Origin of the sequence: Pseudomonas sp. R3-56 (genome assembly GCF_051132075.1) — a bacterium.
GTDB lineage: Bacteria > Pseudomonadota > Gammaproteobacteria > Pseudomonadales > Pseudomonadaceae > Aquipseudomonas.
The window spans coordinates 5,463,998-5,482,042 of the sequence record NZ_CP071657.1 but is presented as its reverse complement, the minus strand read 5'-3'; the positions used below and the strand labels follow the sequence as shown (position 1 = coordinate 5,482,042).

Sequence of the window (18,045 nt, the reverse complement as noted above, 5' to 3'; positions counted from 1 at the left end):
GTGGCGGTGCGACATCGATAACGGATGGTGATGCTTAGATGGATTTCAAAGACTATTACAAGATCCTGGGTGTGGAGCCGACGGCCGATGACGCCACGATCAAGGCCGCCTATCGCAAACTGGCGCGCAAATACCACCCGGATGTAAGCAAAGAGAAAGACGCCGAGACCAAGTTCAAGGACGTCTCCGAGGCGTATGAAGCGCTGAAGAGTGCGGACAAACGCGCCGAGTACGATGACTTGCGCCGCTATGGCCAGCACGGCCAGCCGTTCCAGGGACCGCCGGGGTGGCAGAGCCGTGGCGGTTTTGGCGGGCAGGACACTGGCGATTTCTCGGATTTCTTCAGTTCGATCTTTGGCAATCGCGGGCCGGGTTTCGGTGGCGGACAATCGGGTCGCAGCGCCGGCCGTCGGGGGCAAGACGTGGAAATGGAATTACCGATCTTCCTGGAAGAGACCCTGTCGAACGAATCGAAGAAGGTCAGCTTTCAGGTGCCGCAGTACAACGCCGCGGGCCAGCATGTGAGCAATACCAGCAGAAGCCTGAACGTGAAGATCCCGCTGGGAGTGACCGATGGCGAGCGCATCCGCCTCAAGGGCCAGGGCGCGCCCGGCATCGGTGGCGGCGCCAATGGCGACTTGTACCTGACCATTCGTTTCGCCCCGCACCCCAAGTTCGATGTCGAAGGCCAGGACCTGATCATCACTTTGCCCCTGGCGCCGTGGGAATTGGCGTTGGGCACCGAGGTGGCGGTGCCGACCCTCACCGGCAAGATCAACCTCAAGGTGCCGGCCGGCAGCCAGAACGGCCAGCGCATGCGCGCCAAGGGCCACGGCCTGCGCAACAAGGCCGGCGAGCGCGGTTACCTGTTCGTGCAGCTCAAGGCCGTGATGCCCAAGGCCAGCGACGAATCGGTCAAGGCGCTGTGGGCGGAGTTGGCGAGGAAAGCCGCATTTGATCCGCGGGAGAACTTCTGAACCGAGGATCATGGCTAGACTCGACAGTTGAAGCATTGGGAGAAGCAGACCATGAGCAACCCGATCATTGAACTGAACCTGATGGAATTCTGTGAGGCCGCTGCGTTGGCCGATGTCCATGTGATTGAAATCGTCGAACACGGCATTCTCGAACCTCACGGCACGGCCCCCACGGACTGGCGTTTCACTGATTACGAACTGGTCCTGGCCCGGCGTGCAGCGAAGCTGCGCCGCGAGTTGGAGCTGGAATGGGAAGGCGTCGCCCTGGCGCTGGACCTGCTGGAAGAGGTGCAGCAGCTGCGCAGCGAAAACCGCATGCTCAAGCAGCGGCTGGGGCGGTTGGTCGAATGAGGCAGGCCCGGACATAAAACCCTGTGGCGAGGGAGCTTGCTCCCGCTCGGTTGCGTAGCAACCGCCAAAAAGCGAGGGCCGCTTCGCACCCCAGCGGGAGCAAGCTCCCTCGCCACGGAGTTTGCGTTCGGCCAGTTATCCACTCAAAACAGAAAATACCGCTGCGCCATCGGCAGGACGTCCGCCGGTTCACACCACAACAGCACGCCATCGGCCTTGACCTGATAGGTTTGCGGGTCGACGTCGATGCTCGGCAGGTAGTCGTTGTGGATCAGGTCGGTCTTCTGCACATCGCGACAACCTTTCACCACGGCGATCCGTTTCTTCAAGCCCAATTGCTCCGGCAGGCCCGCCTCGGCGGCGGCCTGGCTGATGAAGGTCAGGCTGGTGGCGTGTCGTGAACCGCCGTAGCTGGCGAACATCGGCCGGTAGTGCACCGGTTGTGGTGTCGGAATCGAGGCGTTGGCGTCGCCCATCAGGCTGGCGGCAATCGCCCCGCCCTTGAGAATCAAAGTCGGTTTGACGCCGAAGAACGCCGGGCGCCACAACACCAGGTCGGCCCATTTGCCGACTTCGATGGAGCCCACCTCATGGCTGATGCCATGGGTGATCGCCGGGTTGATGGTGTACTTGGCGATGTAGCGCTTGATGCGGAAATTGTCGTTACCGGCGCCATCGCCGGGCAGGGCGCCGCGCTGCTTTTTCATCTTGTCGGCGGTTTGCCAGGTGCGGGTGATGACCTCGCCGACGCGGCCCATGGCCTGGCTGTCGGAGCTGATCATCGAGAACGCGCCGAGGTCATGGAGGATGTCTTCGGCAGCGATGGTTTCACGGCGGATGCGGCTTTCGGCGAAGGCCACGTCTTCGGCGATGCTCGGGTCCAGGTGGTGGCAGACCATCAGCATGTCGAGATGCTCGTCGATGGTGTTGTGGGTGAATGGCCGGGTCGGGTTGGTGGAGCTGGGCAACACGTTAGGAAAACCGCAGGCCTTGATGATGTCCGGCGCATGACCGCCACCGGCCCCTTCGGTGTGGTAGGTGTGGATGGTGCGGCCCTTGAACGCCGCCAGGGTGGTTTCGACGAAGCCGGATTCGTTGAGGGTGTCGGTGTGGATCGCCACCTGCACATCGTACTGGTCGGCCACGCTCAGGCAGTTGTCGATGGCCGCCGGCGTGGTGCCCCAGTCTTCATGCAGTTTCAGGCCGATGGCCCCGGCCTTGACCTGCTCGATCAGCGGCTCCGGCAGGCTGGCGTTGCCCTTGCCGGTGAAACCGATGTTCATCGGGAACGCGTCGGCGGCCTGGAGCATGCGCGCCAGGTGCCACGGCCCGGAGGTGCAGGTGGTGGCGTTGGTCCCGGTAGCCGGGCCCGTGCCGCCGCCGATCATCGTGGTGACACCGCTCATCAGCGCTTCTTCGATCTGCTGCGGGCAGATGAAGTGGATGTGGGTGTCGATGCCGCCGGCGGTGAGGATCATGCCTTCGCCGGCGATCACCTCAGTGCTCGCGCCGATGGCGATGGTCACGTCGGGCTGGATGTCCGGGTTGCCGGCCTTGCCGATCGCCGCGATGCGCCCGTCCTTGAGGCCGACATCGGCCTTGACGATGCCCCAGTGGTCAATGATCAGTGCGTTGGTGATCAACGTGTCGACCACCTCGGCGGCCAGCAGTTGGCTCTGGCCCATGCCATTGCGAATCACCTTGCCGCCGCCGAACTTCACTTCTTCACCGTACGTGGTGAAGTCCTTTTCCACTTCGATCCACAACTCGGTATCGGCCAGGCGAACCTTGTCGCCGACAGTGGGGCCGAACATGTCGGCGTAGGCTTGTCTCGAAATCTTCATGTGCTCGCCTTGAGGTTCTTAAGTCGTATGCAGTCCATTGTGGCGAGGGAGCTTGCTCCCGCTGGGCCGGGCTGGCGCTCCAGCGCGCAGCGGCCCTGGGTTTTTGGGGCTGCTGCGCAGCCCAGCGGGAGCAAGCTCCCTCGCCACAGAGGCGCTTCAGTCCAATTCGCCCATGACCCGCCCGGCGAACCCGAACACCCGCCGGTGCCCGGCCAGGTCCACCAGTTCCACCTCGCGGCTCTGGCCCGGTTCGAAGCGCACCGCCGTGCCGGCCGGGATGTTCAGGCGCATGCCTCGGCTGGCGGCGCGGTCGAAGGCCAGGGCGTCGTTGGTTTCGAAAAAATGAAAGTGCGAGCCGACCTGGATCGGCCGGTCGCCGCTGTTGGCGACGTTCAGCTTGAGGGTACCGCGGCCGACGTTGAGTTCGATGTCGCCGGGCTGGACCTGGTACTGGCCTGGAATCATTGCGGTTGCCCCAAAGTCTTGTAGTAGATGGCGGTCGGGCTGTAGGTCCCGTCCGGTCTCTGGCAGTAGTCGGGCAGTTCGCCGACGCGGGTGTAGCCCATGGCGCGGTAGAACGCCTCGGCTTCGGAACCGGCCTCGGTGTCGAGGTACAGCAGGCCGCGCTGGTGCTGGCGCGCACCGAGCTCCAAGGCATTCATCAACTGCTGGCCGAGGCCGCGGCGACGGGCATCGCCGCGCACCAGCAGCTTTTGCACTTCGGCGCGGTTGAGGCCGTTGGCCTTCTGGCACAGCGCGAGCTGGACGCTGGCTTGCACCTGCTCGTCCTTGACCACCACCCACAGCAGCAGATGGCCCTGGTTGAGGCTGGCCTGGACCTCGTCGAAATAGGCGCGGGCCTGGACGGCATCGAGGTCAGCCATGAACCCCACGCTGGCGCCATAACCCACGGCGTCGAGCAGCAGATCAATCAAGCCCTGGCGGTAATGCGCGAAGCTTTCAGCGTGGACTCGGCGCAACTGGGCGGCGTTCATCGGTATCACTCCTTGTCGATGGTGGGCGGTAGCGCCCCGGGATTGAGGACCAACTGCATGAAGGTCAGGTCCAGCCAGCGACCAAACTTGGTGCCCACCTGGGGCATCTGCCCGGTGATGGCAAAACCGGCCCGCTCGTGCAGGCGAATCGACGCCGAGTTGCCGCTCTCGATGGCCGCAACCATCACGTGTTTGCCGCAGGCCCTGGCGCGCTCGATCAGCGCACTCATCAGCAACGGGCCGAGCCCATTGCCACGTTGATCGCTGCGTACGTACACCGAATGCTCCACGGTGTGGCGGAAACCGTCGAACGGCCGCCAGTCGCCGAATGAAGCGTAGCCGAGCACGTCATCTTCGGCGTCGCTGATCACCAGCACCGGATAACCCTGGGTTTGCCGGGCGCTGAACCAGGCCTGGCGATTGCCCAGGTCCACAGCCTGTTCGTTCCAGATCGCCGTGGTGTTGAGGACCGCATCGTTGTAGATGTCACGGATCGCCGGCAGGTCGGCAGGGCGGGCGTCACGAATGTAATAAGTCATGCCGCGACCTCAGGCGATGGGCTGGTGGACGGTGACCAGTTTGGTGCCGTCGGGGAATGTCGCCTCGACCTGGATCTCGGGGATCATTTCCGGAATGCCTTCCATCACCTGCTCGCGGCTCAGCAGCGTTGTGCCGTAGTGCATCAGCTCGGCCACGGTCTGGCCGTCACGAGCGCCTTCCAGCAGCGCGGCGGAAATGTAGGCCATGGCTTCCGGATAGTTGAGCTTCAGGCCACGAGCCAGGCGCCGCTCGGCGACGAGGCCGGCGGTGAAGATCAGCAGCTTGTCTTTTTCGCGTGGGGTCAGGTCCATGTGCAGTCCAGTAAGGGCAGATAATTTTTTCGCAGTAAACGCCGATCCCTTGTGGGAGCGAGCTTGCTCGCGATGGCAATCGAACATTCAACATAATGGTTGGCTGATACACCGCTATCGCGAGCAAGCTCGCTCCCACAGGTAAAAGCAAATTCAGGTACTCCAGATTCTCGGTGGCATGGCTTCTCGTCCGAGCAATGCGGGCCTGAGCAAGCGCCACAATTCAATCAACCACCCGCGCGCCAGCAGCGCTTCGCTCGTCAGGCAGCGGGCGACGACCAGGCCGGGCAACTGGGTCAGGTCGCCGCGCACGGCATGGCCGAGGGATCGGCAGCGCTCCAGCAGCTCGCTGTCGATCTCGCCGGTCACCAGCAACGTCGCAAACACCGGATCACCGCCCAGCCCGATGGGGGAATCGAGCAAGCCGTCACCGCCGACAATGCGCTGGCGCTCATGCCACAGCAACTGGCCGTCGCGGCGAATGTCCAGCCGCGATTGAAAGTGGCCGAGGTCGAAGCGTTCGCCGCTGGCCGGTCGGCCGAGGGCAACCATGTCCCAGTAGAACAGCCGGGCGTCGCCCTGCAGATCGATGCAGGTGCTGAGTTCGGCCTGGGCCGCGCTGAAGACGATGGTTTCCTGAGGCAGCCATTCCAGGGTCGCACCGCCAGCCACGCTCAGTTTCAGTTGCTGGTACGCCGGGCCGGCCGCGCGGTACCACTTGGCCGCGCCGGGGCTGGTCAGTTGCGCCCAGGCACCGTGGCCGACGTGAGCCGAGATGTCCAGCCGATCACCGCCGGCAATCCCGCCGGGCGGGTGGACGATGATGTGCTGGCAAACTTCGGGACCTTCGGCGTACAGGTGTTTCTGCACCCGCAGTGGACCTTTGTGGCGACGCTGGACCGGACGCGTGCAGTCGCCGAATCGGGCATAGCCCAAGTCCAGCTCGGCATGCCAGCTGGGGGTGAACAGGGCGGAGGGCGATACAGGTAGATTCATGATTTTCTGATTATCGTCGGGATGCCAAGACTAGATCGTTACCAGCCCGCGCACACCCTCTGCCTCCATATTTTCGCCGCGACCCTGCTGGACAATTTCGCCCCGGGACATCACCAGGTACTGATCGGCCAGCTCGGCGGCGAAGTCGTAGAACTGCTCCACCAGCAAGATCGCCATGTCGCCCCGGGCCGCGAGTTTCCTGATCACCACGCCAATCTCCTTGATCACCGACGGCTGGATGCCTTCGGTGGGCTCGTCGAGAATCAGCAGGCGCGGACGGCTGGCCAGGGCCCGGCCAATGGCGAGCTGCTGTTGCTGGCCACCAGACAGGTCACCGCCGCGGCGTTGTTTCATCTGTAGCAGCACTGGGAACAGTTCATAGATGAAGGCCGGTACTTCCTTGGCCTCGGAACCCGGAAAACGCGACAGGCCCATCAGCAGGTTTTCTTCCACCGTCAGCCGAGCGAAAATTTCCCGGCCCTGGGGCACATAGGCGATGCCGGCATGTACCCGCTGGTGCGGCTTTAAGCCGGTGATGGCCTTGCCTTCCCAACTCACCACGCCTTCCTTGGCCGGCAGCAGGCCCATCAGGCATTTGAGCAGGGTGGTCTTGCCCACACCGTTGCGGCCCAGCAGGCACGTCACCTCGCCGACCTTCACGTCGAACGACAGGCCCCGCAGGATGTGGCTACCGCCGTAGTACTGGTGCAGCTTGTCGACTTGCAGCATTGTTTGAATCCCCTTATGCCCCTTATGCCCCTTGTGGGAGCGAGCCTGCTCGCGAAAGCGATGTGTCAGTCGATATTCATGTTGAATGTTCCGTTGCTTCGCGAGCAGGCTCGCTCCCACAGGAAAGCAACTTCTATCGCCTCATCGACCGAGATACACCTCGATCACCCGCTCATCGGCCTGCACCTGCTCCAGCGACCCTTCGGCCAGCACACTGCCCTGGTGCAGCACGGTGACGTGATCGGCGATCGCGCCGACAAAGCCCATATCGTGTTCCACCACCATCAGCGAATGTTTGCCGGCCAGGGACTTGAACAGCTCGGCGGTGAAGTCGGTCTCGGCGTCGGTCATGCCCGCCACCGGCTCGTCGAGCAGCAGCAGCTGCGGGTCCTGGACCAGCAGCATGCCGATCTCGAGAAATTGCTTCTGCCCGTGAGACAGCAACCCGGCGGCGCGATTGACCGAGGCGGTGAGGCGGATGGTTTCGAGCACTTCGCCGATACGGTCATGTTGCTCGCCGGTCAGTTTCGCCCGCAGGCTGGCCCATACCGATTTGTCGGTCTTGAGCGCCAGCTCCAGGTTCTCGAACACGCTCAAGGCTTCGAACACCGTCGGCTTCTGGAACTTGCGGCCGATACCGGCCTGGGCAATCTGCACTTCGCTCATGCTGGTCAGGTCCAGGGTTTCGCCAAACCAGGCCTTGCCGTGGCTGGGCCGGGTCTTGCCGGTAATGACGTCCATCAAGGTGGTCTTGCCGGCACCGTTGGGGCCGATGATGCAGCGCAATTCGCCGACGCCGATGTACAGGTTCAGATCGTTGAGCGCCTTGAAGCCGTCGAAGCTGACGCTGATGTCTTCCAGGGTCAGGATGGTGCCGTGGCGGGTGTCCAGGCCCACGCCAGCGGCTTGGCCGAGGCCGATCGCATCGCGGCTGCTGCCTTGGTCCCGATTGGCATCGACAGGGGGCTCGATAATCGGTTCGAGCATGAAGTCCGCCGTGGGTGTGATTCGCATCATTCGCCCCTTTTCTTCAGCAAGCCGATCACGCCCTTGGGCAGATACAGCGTCACGACAATGAACAACGCGCCGAGGAAGAACAGCCAGTACTCAGGAAACGCCACGGTGAACCAGCTCTTCATGCCATTAACCACGCCAGCGCCCAGCAGCGGTCCGATCAGCGTGCCGCGCCCGCCAAGGGCCACCCACACGGCAGCTTCGATTGAGTTGGTTGGCGACATTTCGCTGGGGTTGATGATGCCCACCTGCGGCACGTACAGCGCCCCCGCCAGGCCGCACAACACTGCGCTCAACACCCAGACGAACAGCTTGAAACCACGGGGATCGTAGCCGCAGAACATCAGGCGGTTTTCCGCATCGCGCAGGGCCGTCAGCACCCGTCCGAACTTGCTGCGGGCCAGGCGCCAACCGATGAACAGGCTCGCCACCAGCAACAGCACCGTGGCAAAAAACAGCACCGCGCGGGTGCCCGGCTCGGTGATGCCAAAGCCCAGGATCGAACGGAAATTGGTGAAGCCGTTATTGCCGCCAAAACCCGTCTCGTTGCGGAAAAACAGCAGCATCCCGGCGAAGGTAAGGGCCTGGGTCATGATCGAGAAATACACGCCCTTGATCCGCGAGCGAAACGCGAAGAAGCCGAAAACCAGTGCCAGCAAACCCGGTGCCAACACCACCAGGCACAGCGCCCAGAGGAAACTGTCGGTCCCGGCCCAGTACCAGGGCAGTTCGGTCCACGACAAAAACGTCATGAATGCCGGAAGGCCGTCACCGGCGGCCTGGCGCATCAGGTACATGCCCATGGCGTAGCCGCCCAGGGCGAAGAACAGGCCGTGGCCGAGGGAGAGCAGGCCGGCGTAGCCCCAGACCAGGTCCAGCGCCAGGGCGACGATGGCATAGCAGAGGATCTTGCCCACCAGGGTCAGCGTGTAGGCCGAGATGTGCAGCGGATTGTCCGCCGCCAGCAACGACAGCAACGGCAGGCTCAGCAGCACGGCGAGGATCACCGCGCCGACGGCAACGGTGAGTTTGGGACCGGCCTTTTGTGTGGCCGTGAGCATCAGGGGCTGGTTCATCAGTCGATTACCCGTCCTTTAAGCGCGAAGAGACCTTGCGGACGCTTCTGGATGAACAGAATGATCAGCGCAAGGATCAGGATCTTGCCGAGCACGGCGCCGATCTGCGGTTCGAGGATCTTGTTGGCGATGCCCAGGCCGAACGCGGCGAACACGCTGCCGGCCAGTTGGCCGACGCCGCCGAGTACAACCACCAGGAACGAGTCGATGATGTAGCTCTGGCCCAGGTCCGGGCCGACGTTGCCGATCTGGCTCAAAGCCACGCCGCCGAGCCCGGCGATGCCCGAGCCAAGGCCGAAAGCGAGCATGTCGACCCGCCCGGTGGGCACGCCGCAGCAGGCGGCCATGTTGCGGTTCTGGGTCACGGCGCGCACGTTCAGGCCCAGGCGCGTCTTGTTCAGCAACAGCCAGGTCAGGACCACCACGAACAGCGCGAAGGCGATGATCACGATGCGGTTGTACGGCAGCACCAGGTTCGGCAGCACCTGGATCCCACCCGAGAGCCAGGCCGGGTTGGCGACTTCGACGTTCTGCGCGCCGAACACCAGGCGCACCAGCTGAATCAGCATCAGGCTGATGCCCCAGGTAGCGAGCAGGGTTTCCAGCGGGCGTCCGTAGAGGTGGCGGATCACCGTGCGCTCCAGGGCCATGCCGATGGCCGCGGTGATGAAAAACGCCACCGGCAGGGCGATCAGCGGGTAGAACTCGATGGCGTTCGGGGCGAAGCGCTGGAACAGCATCTGCACCACATACGTGGAGTAGGCGCCGAGCATCAGCATCTCGCCGTGGGCCATGTTGATCACCCCGAGCAGGCCGAAGGTGATTGCCAGGCCGAGGGCGGCGAGCAGCAGGATCGAGCCCAGGGACATGCCGCTGAAGGCCTGGCCCAGCAACTCGCCGATAAGCAGTTTGCGCTTGACCTGGCCGAGGCTCGTTTCGGCGGCGGTGCGCACGGCGGCATCGGTTTCGACGCCGGGTTCGAGCAGGGCTTCCAGGCGGGTGCGGGCCAGCGGGTCGCCGGTTTCCCCCAACAGGCGGACGGCGGCCAGGCGCACGGCAGGATTGGCATCCACCAGTTGCAGGTTCGCCAGGGCCAGGCTCAGGGCGGCATGCACGTCTTCGTCCTGCTCGCCGGCCAGTTGCCGGTCAAGGAACGCCAGTTGCGCGGGGCGGGCACTTTTTTGCAATTGCTGCGCGGCAGCCAGGCGTACGCGGGCGTCCACGGCGAGTAGCTGGTGGCTGGCGAGAGCGGTTTCGATCAGCCCTCGCAAACGGTTGTTCAGGCGCAGGGTCTTTGGCTGGCCGTCGATGGTCAATTGGCCTTGCTGCAGGGCATTGATCAATTCGACGCGTGCCGGGTCGGGCTGCGCGGCCCAGGCTTCCAGGAGCTTGGCCTGCTGGGTCGGGTTGGCGGCGACGAAGTCTTCGGCTTCGTCGGCGTGGGTCGTCAATGGCAGCAGCAATGCCAAGGCGAGGATGAGGCGGTAAAGGGCGGTGGGCATAGCGAGTCGCCTTACGCGGACAATGTGGGAGCGAGCTTGCTCGCGATGGCGGTGGTTCAGTTTCATCAATATTGAATTGAGTCCGCTATCGTCGGATCGCCGCCCGGAGCAAGCTCGCTCCCACAGGGAGTTGTGTCGGCCCTGAGCGTCGTGCTCGGACCGACACCCATGGGCTCAGTTGCTCTTCACCGCATAGTCAGGCTTCTTGTCGTTGCCGGCGATGAACGGGCTCCACGGTTGCGCGCGGATCGGACCTTCGGTCTGCCAGACCACGTTGAACTGACCGTCGGCCTGGATCTCGCCGATCATCACCGGCTTGTGCAGGTGGTGGTTGGTCTTGTCCATGGTCAGGGTGTAGCCCGACGGCGCGGCGAAGGTCTGGCCGGCCAGGGCTTCGCGGACTTTGTCGACATCGGTGGACTTGGCTTTTTCCACCGCTTGCGCCCACATGTGGATGCCGACGTAGGTGGCTTCCATCGGGTCGTTGGTTACCGCTTTGTCGGCGCCCGGCAGGTTCTTGGCCTTGGCGTAGGCTTTCCACGAATCGACGAACTTCTTGTTCGCCGGGTTATCCACGGATTCGAAGTAGTTCCACGCCGCCAGGTTACCCACCAGCGGTTTGGTGTCGATGCCGCGCAGTTCCTCTTCGCCCACCGAGAAGGCCACGACCGGTACATCGGTGGCTTTCAAGCCCTGGTTCGCCAGCTCTTTATAAAACGGTACGTTGGAATCGCCATTGACCGTGGAGATGACGGCAGTCTTGCCGCCGGCAGAGAATTTCTTGATGTTGGCGACGATGGTCTGGTAATCGCTGTGGCCGAACGGGGTGTAGACCTCTTCGATATCCTTGTCCGCCACGCCTTTGGAATGCAGGAACGAACGCAGGATCTTGTTGGTGGTGCGCGGATAGACGTAGTCGGTGCCGAGCAGGAAGTAGCGCTTGGCGCTGCCGCCTTCTTCGCTCATCAGGTATTCCACCGCCGGGATCGCCTGTTGGTTTGGCGCGGCGCCGGTGTAGAAAACGTTCGGCGACATCTCTTCGCCTTCGTACTGCACCGGATAGAACAGCAGGCCGTTGAGTTCTTCGAATACCGGCAACACGGATTTGCGCGACACCGAGGTCCAGCAGCCGAACACCACGGCGACCTTGTCCTGGGTCAGCAACTGGCGGCCCTTTTCAGCGAACAGCGGCCAGTTCGATGCCGGGTCCACGACCACCGCTTCAAGCTTCTTGCCGTTCACGCCACCCTTGGCGTTGATCTCGTCAATGGTCATCAACGCCATGTCCTTGAGGGACGTTTCGGAGATCGCCATGGTCCCGGACAACGAATGCAGGATGCCGACCTTGATGGTCTCGGCGGCCTGGACGGTCCAGGCCATGCCCATCGCGGCAATGCTTGCCGAGAGTGTAAAAGCCTTGATCAAGCTACGACGCTTCATTGTGCGATCTCCGTGGTCTTTATGTTTTTCTGGATGGCAGATGCAAACGCTGAAAGCGCTTTTGCAAGGGGTGTGCCCGGTCGGGGAAAAGCTTTGAAATGCGGGGTCGACGGCGAGAGAGGGAAGTGACGATGCACCATCAGCGACCACATCGCTGATGCTGGTGCAGGATGGCGCTCCGCATTGGGGCGCGGATGAGGTTGAGCCAAGGTGAAATTATCGCCCGCCCGACTATGCTGACTCTTCTGCCATTGCGAAGTGAGAAAAGCCGTTTGAATGACTCTGGCGCTGCAAGCTATTTTCTTCTCGACGAGACGGCAGCATTCGCCGTGTTGCCTGAAGTCAAACCGGTCGGGCATCCGCAATGGATGCACGTGACGCATTTGCGAGAAGCGAGATATTCGCTGATTCTCACCGCCGGGGAACATCTGCGAAGTAGCCAGCTGGATGTGTTTTCCGATTCCAGACTCTACATTCGTTTTTCGGCAGCGCTGCCAGGCATCAGTGTCGACGGGCTCACGTGTTCAGTTGTTTTTGTCGATGATCCAGGTCAAACCGAATTTCCACTCGGGATCTTTCATATTTGCGGAGGATCTACGCCGTCGGAATGGCGGTTGGTCGATCTGGATCTGGCTTGGTTGGCGGGGAAGCGTGGCCGTCTCTTGGTAACGTGCGGGCCAGGGGCCAAAAATGACCCTACAGCCGACTGGTTGGCGATAGCTGACTTGTGCGTTGCCAGGGAAGGAGTGATGAAGCTTCTCCTGGCGAAAACACACCATCAGATGCGCGTGAAAAACGAGATAGCACACTTCAGTAGCGTCTACCGGAACGAGTTTTACTCGAACGTTCAGGAGCGACAGAGTGAAGCGGCCATGGGCGTTGCTCGCAACGTTCGCCGATTGAATGGACTGGCTCCGGCGCAAGGGCAGGATGCCCGGTCCGAGATGGTGATTCCGGAGCCGTTTGAAGGAGAGGTCGCCTACTCCTATGCCACTCGTATGCTGAGGGCGAACGTCCCGCAAACGCCGCCCGACTTTCAAGCAAGGCTACGTCGGAAAGTCAGTGATCACGGTGCAATAAAAGTCCTGTCGATCTGCAGTGGTGCCGCGCGGATAGAAGCTGGTCTGTCGGCGGCTGTTCCGGAAGGCGTGGAATGGTCACTGCTGGATATCAATGAAGACCTGCTTCACATCGCGGCGAAGCAGTTTTCTTCAGGGGTCGGCCTCGATCTGATCGTGGCCGATGCGAATAACCTGGTGCCTACCGGTGAGCAGTGGGACGTTATTATCTGCGTCTCGGCATTGCACCATTTGATCGAGCTGGAAAAAGTGATGCTCTTTATCTCCCACAGTTTGAAAAACGATGGCGAGTTCTGGAGTGTGGGTGAGGCCGTGGGGCGCAATGGCAATCGCTTGTGGCCTGAGGCAATAATTGCGGCTGATGCCGCGTTCTCGGCATTGCCGGCACGCTACCGGCTGAACGCCGATACCCAGGTTGTCGATGCTGTAATTCCAGACAAGGACCACTCGATCGGGTGCTTCGAGGGTATTCGAAGTGAGGAAATTACCGCGCTCCTCGAACGTTGGCTCAAGCCGGTAGATGTTTACCGTACCAACTGCTTCCTCTGGCGAATGGTCAATCTCGCCTACAGTGGAAATTTTAATCTTGCAAAGGCCGAGGACCGGGCGTTGGTCATTGATATGGTTCGAGCGGAGCTGGAGCATTTTCGAAATGGCGGCCTTGGTACCGAGCTATTCGGCGTGTACAAGAAGAAGCATCTTTTCAGCGACGGCGCATCAGACCAATAAAGAACAGCCCACCGATAGCGGCTGTAGCGACCCCGATCGGCAAATCCTCCGGCGCGATCAGCGTGCGAGCCGCCACGTCCACCCATACCAGGAACAGGCTGCCCAGCAGCACGCAGGCCGGCAGCAGCCGACGATGCTCGGCGCCCACCAGGCGTCGCGCGATGTGGGGCACCATCAGCCCGACAAAACCGATCGAGCCGCTGATGGACACCAGTACGCCGGTCATCAGCGACGCAATCAGGAAGATCCATAATCGCACCTTTGCCGCGTTCAGCCCCAGGGTTACGGCGGTCTGCTCCCCGGCCATCAGCGCGTTCAACGGCCGGGCCATGCCCAGCAGCAACACCAGCCCCAGCAATACACTGGCGGCTGGCACCGCGAGCAGTTCCCAGCGTGCCAGGCCCAGGCCGCCGAGCATCCAGAACATCACCGCCGAACTGGCGCGATGGTCACCGAGGAACAGCAGCAGGTTGGCCGCCGCCATCATCACGAACGACACCGCTACGCCGCAGAGCAGCAGGCGATCGCTCTCCAGGCGGCCCTGGCGGGCAGCGATGGCCAGCACTAGCAACATACTCAACAGCGCGCCGATGAAGGCGGCCAGTGGCAGGGTCAGCAAGCCGATGATCTCGCCGACATGCAACACCACGATGACCGCCCCGAGGGTGGCGCCGGAGGTGACGCCAAGCAGGTGCGGATCGGCCAGCGGGTTGCGTGTCACCGCTTGCAGCACCGCGCCGATCAACGCCAAGCCTGCGCCTACCAGCGCCCCGAGCAGCAGGCGCGGGACGCGGATCAGCCAGACGATATGCTCCTGGCCGGCTGTCCAATGCACCTCGCCGACACCGAAGGCCTTGTGCAGCAGCAGATCCCAGACCACGGCCACCGGTACCCGCGCCGGCCCGAAACCCAGCGACACCACGCACGACACCAGCAGCAGCGCGCCGAGCAGTAGCAGCAGTGCACCATAGCGACGATTGTTCATTGGCTGTGGAAACTCTGCGCCAGGGTTTGCACCGCCAGCACGTTATCGATACCTGGCGTGGCCTGTACGTAAGGGATCACGACGAAGCGCCGGTGCTTGATCGCATCGACTGATTGCAGGGCCGGGTTGCTCAACAGGAATTGCTGTTTCTGCTCGGCGCTGACTTCGCCATAATCGACGATCACGATGACCTGGGGATTGCGCTCCACCACGTTCTCCCAGTTGACGCGGGTCCAACTGGCGTCCACGTCATCCAGAATGTTGCGTCCACCGGCCGCGTCGATCAGGGCCTGGGGCATGCCCAGGCGGCCGGAGGTCATGGCCCGGTCTTCGCCGCTGTCATACAGGAACACCCGCGGTTGTCGGGTTGGCAGGTGCTTGCGCACTTCGGCCACCTGGGCCTGCATCGTGGCGATCAGCGCGTTGGCGCGATCCTGCACGTCGAAGATTTTTCCAAGGTTGCGCAGGTCGTTGTAGGTGTCCTCCAGCGAGGCCGCCGGACGTTTCATCACGAACGCGCAGGACTCGGTCAGTTCGTAGACGTTGATGCCCAGCGGTTGCAGGGTCTGTGGAGTCAGGTCGCCGCCGACGCGCATGCCATAGTCCCAACCGGCGAAGAAGAAATCGACGTTGGCGTCGAGCAGGGTTTCCACCGAGGGATATTTGGCGGCCAGTTCCGGCAGGCCATCGAGGATCCTGGCCATGTCCGGCGTCACCGATTTCCAGCCGCTGATGCCGCTGTAGCCAACCATGCGTGGCTTTAGCCCCAGGGCCAGCATCATCTGGGTCATGTTGATGTCATGGCTGACGGCGTGCCGAGGGGCCTCGTTGAACACCACCTGGCGGTTGCAGCTCTGGATCGTCAGCGGGTAGCGGCTGGCCTCGGCCTGGACATGCAAACTTGCCAGCAATAACGGAAGCAACAGCAGGGGACGCAGGATCATGGTTGGGTTATCCAGGTGATTCGTGGGTAGCCGGCCAGCGGGTGTTCGTCCACCAGGGCCGCGACGCCGAACACTTCGCGCAACAGGTCTACAGTGAGGACGTCCCTGGGCGTGCCGCTGGCGACGATGCGCCCGTGTTCGATCACGTACAGGCGGTCGCAGAACGCGGCGGCAAGGTTCAGGTCATGAATGCTGGCGAGGGTGCCGATGCCCAGGCCCTTGATCAGTTGCAGCAACTGCAATTGATAGCGCGGGTCGAGGTGATTGGTCGGTTCGTCGAGGATCAGCAACTGCGGCTGCTGGGCCAGGGCGCGTGCGAGGATCACCCGTTGCTTCTCACCGCCCGAGAGCGTGGCGAATGCATGGTCGCCAAAGCCTGCAAGCCCGGCCGACTCCAATGCCTGGAGCACCAGTCGGCGATCTTCCTGATTGTCACCATCGAACAGACCCTTGTGCGGCGTGCGCCCCATCGCGACCACCTCATCCACCGTCAGGCCGAAGGCGTCGGGAAACTCTTGCAGCACCACGGCGATGCGTTGGGCGCACCAGCGCGAGGGCTGTTTCCAGACGTTGTGGTGTTCGAGTCTGACCTCGCCGCTTTCTGGCCGGCTGAAGCGGTAGGCGCAGCGCAACAGGCTGGTCTTGCCGCTGCCGTTGGGCCCGATCAACCCGACAAATTCCCCGGCCGCCACCTGCAACGTGGCATCACGCAGTTGGAACTGGTGATGGCAGTGGCCATGGCCCTGCGGGGTCCAGGCGAGGTGGGAGAGGGTTAGCGAGGTCATGCATTTACTCAGATTATCGGATCGACACCCAACCCTGTGGGAGCGAGCCTGCTCGCGAAGGCGATAGGTCAGTCACATCACTGTTGGCTGATTCAGCGCTTTCGCGAGCAGGCTCGCTCCCACGGTTTGGCTGTGGTTACAGCCGGAGAGCGCCGCGATTGTAGAGGTTTCGCGCCGCTTTCCGTTAACGCGCAATTCTCAGCTTGAAGATGAAGCGGCCTCAGGCTGGCGATTGAACCGGGTAACAAGCCGGTCCAACAGCCACACCACCACCAGCGACGCCCCCACCAACGGGAACACCACCGCCAGGGCCAACATGATGAACACACCGGTCTTCCACGTCGGCAGGTCGTGGCGCAGTGGCGGCACGCCGAACTTGCCCTGGGGCCGGCGTTTCCACCAGATCACCATTCCGCTCACGGCGCTGAGCAGGATCATCAGGCAGATCAGCAGGACGATGATCTGGTTCACCGGACCGAACATCTTGCCTTCGTGCAGCATCACCCCGGTTTCAGTGGCGCGGGCAACGAGGTTGTAGTGCTCCCAGCGCACATCGGCCAGGACTTTTCCTGTGTACTGGTCGACGTGCAGGGTCGCGTCGTTGCGCGGGTCATCGGCGAACACGGCGATGGTGAATACGCCCGAGGCGGTCGTTGGCAGGGTGATGCTGTATCCGGGCTCGACCTTGCGCCCGGTGGCGATGTCCTGCACCGCTTGCAGGCTGACGGTGGGTGCGGCGGGGCCTTCGTGCATGCCGCCGTGGGCCATGTGCTCGGCGTGGTCGCCGGACGTCGGCATTGGTGTGTTCTCCACCGCCCAGGGCACGGTCTGGCGATGGGCATTGTTGAGGCTGCCGGCCTCGATGTCGGACTTCGGTACGTCGTTCCACATCGCCGCCGGGAAGCGGTTCCACAGGTCCGCGTACTGCTTGCCCCAGAAGCCGGTCCAGGTCATGCCGCTGAGCAGCATCACCAACAGGAACGCCGCGCCCCAGAAACCGACAACGATGTGCAAGTCGCGCCAGAACACCCGACCGCGAGCACTCCAGCGCGGCCACAGCACGCCGGCCGAGGATTGCCCGCGCGGCCACCACAGGTACATTCCGGAAACCACCAGCACCACGCCCCAGCCGGCAGCCATTTCCACCAGCCGGTCACCGACGGTGCCGATCAGCAATTCACCGTGAATCGCCCGGGCCATGGCTTGCAGGTTGTCTTTCGCGTCCTGCTCGCCGAGCACGTCGCCGTGGTACGGGTCGATGAACACATTCAGCTCCCGACCCTTGTCGATCACCACGAATTGCGCGCTGCGCTCGGCGTTGATCGGCGGCAGGTACTGTTTGACCTGGCCTCCTGGGTAGGCCTGGCGGACCTGCTTGAGCAGGTCGTCCGCCGCCAGGCTGTGATGCCCGGCCGGTACGTTCAGCAGGTTGCCGTACATCAACGGATCGAGTTGCGGCTTGAACAGGTAGATGATCCCGGTCAGGGCCAGCATCACCATGAACGGCGCCACGAACAGCCCGGCATAAAAATGCCAGCGCCAGGCCAGGTTGTAGAAATTGGGTTTCGGTTGGCTCATTGCAAAGCGCTCCGCAGGGCAAATTCGGTTCTTCAAATATCGGCTGAGCGATGCAACCTCTGTGGGAGCGAGCCTGCTCGCGAAAGCTTTCGCGAGCAGGCTCGCTCCCACGGGTTTTATGTTTGCTTCGGCCCAGATGTCAGGCACTCATCCGTGTCCAGGGCAGCGTT

General features: G+C 62.6%; 18 protein-coding genes. 3 read left to right on the top strand and 15 right to left on the bottom strand.

Annotated elements, in window-relative coordinates; translation table 11 throughout:
• The first annotated feature begins 38 nt into the window (after nt 1-38).
• Nucleotides 39-977 (top strand): DnaJ C-terminal domain-containing protein, encoded by a 939-nt coding sequence (locus J3P96_RS24930; protein WP_434653798.1) that lies wholly within the window; start codon nt 39-41, stop codon nt 975-977.
• Between the two features lie 51 nt (nt 978-1,028).
• A complete protein-coding gene (locus tag J3P96_RS24925; protein ID WP_434653797.1) occupies nt 1,029-1,328 on the top strand; it encodes a chaperone modulator CbpM in 300 nt (99 codons plus the stop codon).
• Nucleotides 1,329-1,471: 143 nt separating this feature from the next.
• Here the strand turns inward: J3P96_RS24925 and ureC are convergent, their stop codons facing one another.
• From ureC to urtA, 11 genes are all read right to left on the bottom strand, one after another.
• The gene (gene ureC / locus J3P96_RS24920) at nt 1,472-3,172 is read right to left on the bottom strand and encodes an urease subunit alpha (protein WP_434653796.1); all 1,701 of its coding nucleotides are present in this window, start codon (nt 3,170-3,172) and stop codon (nt 1,472-1,474) included.
• A 156-nt stretch (nt 3,173-3,328) separates the two neighbouring features.
• A complete protein-coding gene (locus tag J3P96_RS24915) occupies nt 3,329-3,637 on the bottom strand; it encodes an urease subunit beta (RefSeq protein ID WP_434653795.1) in 309 nt (102 codons plus the stop codon).
• Nucleotides 3,634-4,167: a GNAT family N-acetyltransferase gene (locus tag J3P96_RS24910; protein ID WP_434653794.1), complete on the bottom strand. Its 534-nt coding sequence runs from the start codon at nt 4,165-4,167 to the stop codon at nt 3,634-3,636. The genes J3P96_RS24915 and J3P96_RS24910 overlap by 4 nt, the downstream gene beginning before the upstream one ends.
• A 5-nt stretch (nt 4,168-4,172) precedes the next feature.
• Nucleotides 4,173-4,706: a GNAT family N-acetyltransferase gene (locus tag J3P96_RS24905; protein WP_434653793.1), complete on the bottom strand. Its 534-nt coding sequence runs from the start codon at nt 4,704-4,706 to the stop codon at nt 4,173-4,175.
• Nucleotides 4,707-4,715: 9 nt separating this feature from the next.
• Complete coding sequence (gene ureA / locus J3P96_RS24900) at nt 4,716-5,018, bottom strand: urease subunit gamma (RefSeq protein ID WP_003197350.1); 303 nt, start codon at nt 5,016-5,018, stop codon at nt 4,716-4,718.
• A gap of 153 nt (nt 5,019-5,171) precedes the next feature.
• A complete protein-coding gene (locus J3P96_RS24895; protein ID WP_434653792.1) occupies nt 5,172-6,014 on the bottom strand; it encodes an urease accessory protein UreD in 843 nt (280 codons plus the stop codon).
• Nucleotides 6,015-6,044: 30 nt separating this feature from the next.
• Entirely contained in the window at nt 6,045-6,743 is a 699-nt protein-coding gene (urtE, locus tag J3P96_RS24890) for an urea ABC transporter ATP-binding subunit UrtE (RefSeq protein WP_434653791.1), read from the bottom strand.
• Between the two features lie 141 nt (nt 6,744-6,884).
• A complete protein-coding gene (gene urtD, locus J3P96_RS24885; protein ID WP_434658325.1) occupies nt 6,885-7,757 on the bottom strand; it encodes an urea ABC transporter ATP-binding protein UrtD in 873 nt (290 codons plus the stop codon).
• Nucleotides 7,757-8,833 (bottom strand): urea ABC transporter permease subunit UrtC, encoded by a 1,077-nt coding sequence (gene urtC / locus J3P96_RS24880; protein ID WP_434626335.1) that lies wholly within the window; start codon nt 8,831-8,833, stop codon nt 7,757-7,759. The genes urtD and urtC overlap by 1 nt, the downstream gene beginning before the upstream one ends.
• Entirely contained in the window at nt 8,833-10,335 is a 1,503-nt protein-coding gene (gene urtB / locus J3P96_RS24875; RefSeq protein ID WP_434653790.1) for an urea ABC transporter permease subunit UrtB, read from the bottom strand. The genes urtC and urtB overlap by 1 nt, the downstream gene beginning before the upstream one ends.
• Nucleotides 10,336-10,509: 174 nt before the next feature.
• Nucleotides 10,510-11,775, bottom strand: coding sequence for an urea ABC transporter substrate-binding protein (gene urtA / locus J3P96_RS24870; RefSeq protein WP_025211599.1), 1,266 nt, complete (start codon nt 11,773-11,775; stop codon nt 10,510-10,512).
• 170 nt (nt 11,776-11,945) lie between these two features.
• Here urtA and J3P96_RS24865 point away from each other — a divergent pair, with 170 nt between their 5' ends.
• Entirely contained in the window at nt 11,946-13,583 is a 1,638-nt protein-coding gene (locus J3P96_RS24865; protein ID WP_434653789.1) for a class I SAM-dependent methyltransferase, read from the top strand.
• Here J3P96_RS24865 and J3P96_RS24860 read toward each other — a convergent pair.
• The 4 genes from J3P96_RS24860 to J3P96_RS24845 form a co-directional block, all read right to left on the bottom strand.
• Entirely contained in the window at nt 13,558-14,568 is a 1,011-nt protein-coding gene (locus J3P96_RS24860) for a FecCD family ABC transporter permease (RefSeq protein WP_434653788.1), read from the bottom strand. The two genes, J3P96_RS24865 and J3P96_RS24860, sit on opposite strands and share 26 nt — an antisense overlap.
• The gene (locus J3P96_RS24855; RefSeq protein ID WP_434653787.1) at nt 14,565-15,512 is read right to left on the bottom strand and encodes an ABC transporter substrate-binding protein; all 948 of its coding nucleotides are present in this window, start codon (nt 15,510-15,512) and stop codon (nt 14,565-14,567) included. Before J3P96_RS24855 ends, J3P96_RS24860 begins: the two co-directional genes overlap by 4 nt.
• Nucleotides 15,509-16,297, bottom strand: coding sequence for an ABC transporter ATP-binding protein (locus tag J3P96_RS24850; protein WP_434653786.1), 789 nt, complete (start codon nt 16,295-16,297; stop codon nt 15,509-15,511). The genes J3P96_RS24855 and J3P96_RS24850 overlap by 4 nt, the downstream gene beginning before the upstream one ends.
• 198 nt (nt 16,298-16,495) lie before the next feature.
• Nucleotides 16,496-17,875, bottom strand: coding sequence for a PepSY-associated TM helix domain-containing protein (locus J3P96_RS24845; protein WP_434653785.1), 1,380 nt, complete (start codon nt 17,873-17,875; stop codon nt 16,496-16,498).
• Between the last annotated feature and the right edge of the window lie 170 nt (nt 17,876-18,045).

Excerpts from the sequence above, each read along its gene's own strand:
- urtB (WP_434653790.1), bottom strand. The coding sequence starts at position 10,335 with ATGCCCACCGCCCTTTACCGCCTCATCCTCGCCTTGGCATTGCTGCTG.
- J3P96_RS24905 (WP_434653793.1), bottom strand. The coding sequence starts at position 4,706 with ATGACTTATTACATTCGTGACGCCCGCCCTGCCGACCTGCCGGCGATC.
- J3P96_RS24925 (WP_434653797.1), top strand. The coding sequence starts at position 1,029 with ATGAGCAACCCGATCATTGAACTGAACCTGATGGAATTCTGTGAGGCC.
- J3P96_RS24930 (WP_434653798.1), top strand. The coding sequence starts at position 39 with ATGGATTTCAAAGACTATTACAAGATCCTGGGTGTGGAGCCGACGGCC.
- urtC (WP_434626335.1), bottom strand. The coding sequence starts at position 8,833 with ATGAACCAGCCCCTGATGCTCACGGCCACACAAAAGGCCGGTCCCAAA.
- urtA (WP_025211599.1), bottom strand. The coding sequence starts at position 11,775 with ATGAAGCGTCGTAGCTTGATCAAGGCTTTTACACTCTCGGCAAGCATT.
- ureC (WP_434653796.1), bottom strand. The coding sequence starts at position 3,172 with ATGAAGATTTCGAGACAAGCCTACGCCGACATGTTCGGCCCCACTGTC.
- J3P96_RS24915 (WP_434653795.1), bottom strand. The coding sequence starts at position 3,637 with ATGATTCCAGGCCAGTACCAGGTCCAGCCCGGCGACATCGAACTCAAC.
- urtD (WP_434658325.1), bottom strand. The coding sequence starts at position 7,757 with ATGCGAATCACACCCACGGCGGACTTCATGCTCGAACCGATTATCGAG.
- J3P96_RS24865 (WP_434653789.1), top strand. The coding sequence starts at position 11,946 with ATGGCGCTCCGCATTGGGGCGCGGATGAGGTTGAGCCAAGGTGAAATT.
- urtE (WP_434653791.1), bottom strand. The coding sequence starts at position 6,743 with ATGCTGCAAGTCGACAAGCTGCACCAGTACTACGGCGGTAGCCACATC.
- J3P96_RS24845 (WP_434653785.1), bottom strand. The coding sequence starts at position 17,875 with ATGAGCCAACCGAAACCCAATTTCTACAACCTGGCCTGGCGCTGGCAT.
- J3P96_RS24850 (WP_434653786.1), bottom strand. The coding sequence starts at position 16,297 with ATGACCTCGCTAACCCTCTCCCACCTCGCCTGGACCCCGCAGGGCCAT.
- J3P96_RS24910 (WP_434653794.1), bottom strand. The coding sequence starts at position 4,167 with ATGAACGCCGCCCAGTTGCGCCGAGTCCACGCTGAAAGCTTCGCGCAT.
- J3P96_RS24855 (WP_434653787.1), bottom strand. The coding sequence starts at position 15,512 with ATGATCCTGCGTCCCCTGCTGTTGCTTCCGTTATTGCTGGCAAGTTTG.
- ureA (WP_003197350.1), bottom strand. The coding sequence starts at position 5,018 with ATGGACCTGACCCCACGCGAAAAAGACAAGCTGCTGATCTTCACCGCC.
- J3P96_RS24860 (WP_434653788.1), bottom strand. The coding sequence starts at position 14,568 with ATGAACAATCGTCGCTATGGTGCACTGCTGCTACTGCTCGGCGCGCTG.
- J3P96_RS24895 (WP_434653792.1), bottom strand. The coding sequence starts at position 6,014 with ATGAATCTACCTGTATCGCCCTCCGCCCTGTTCACCCCCAGCTGGCAT.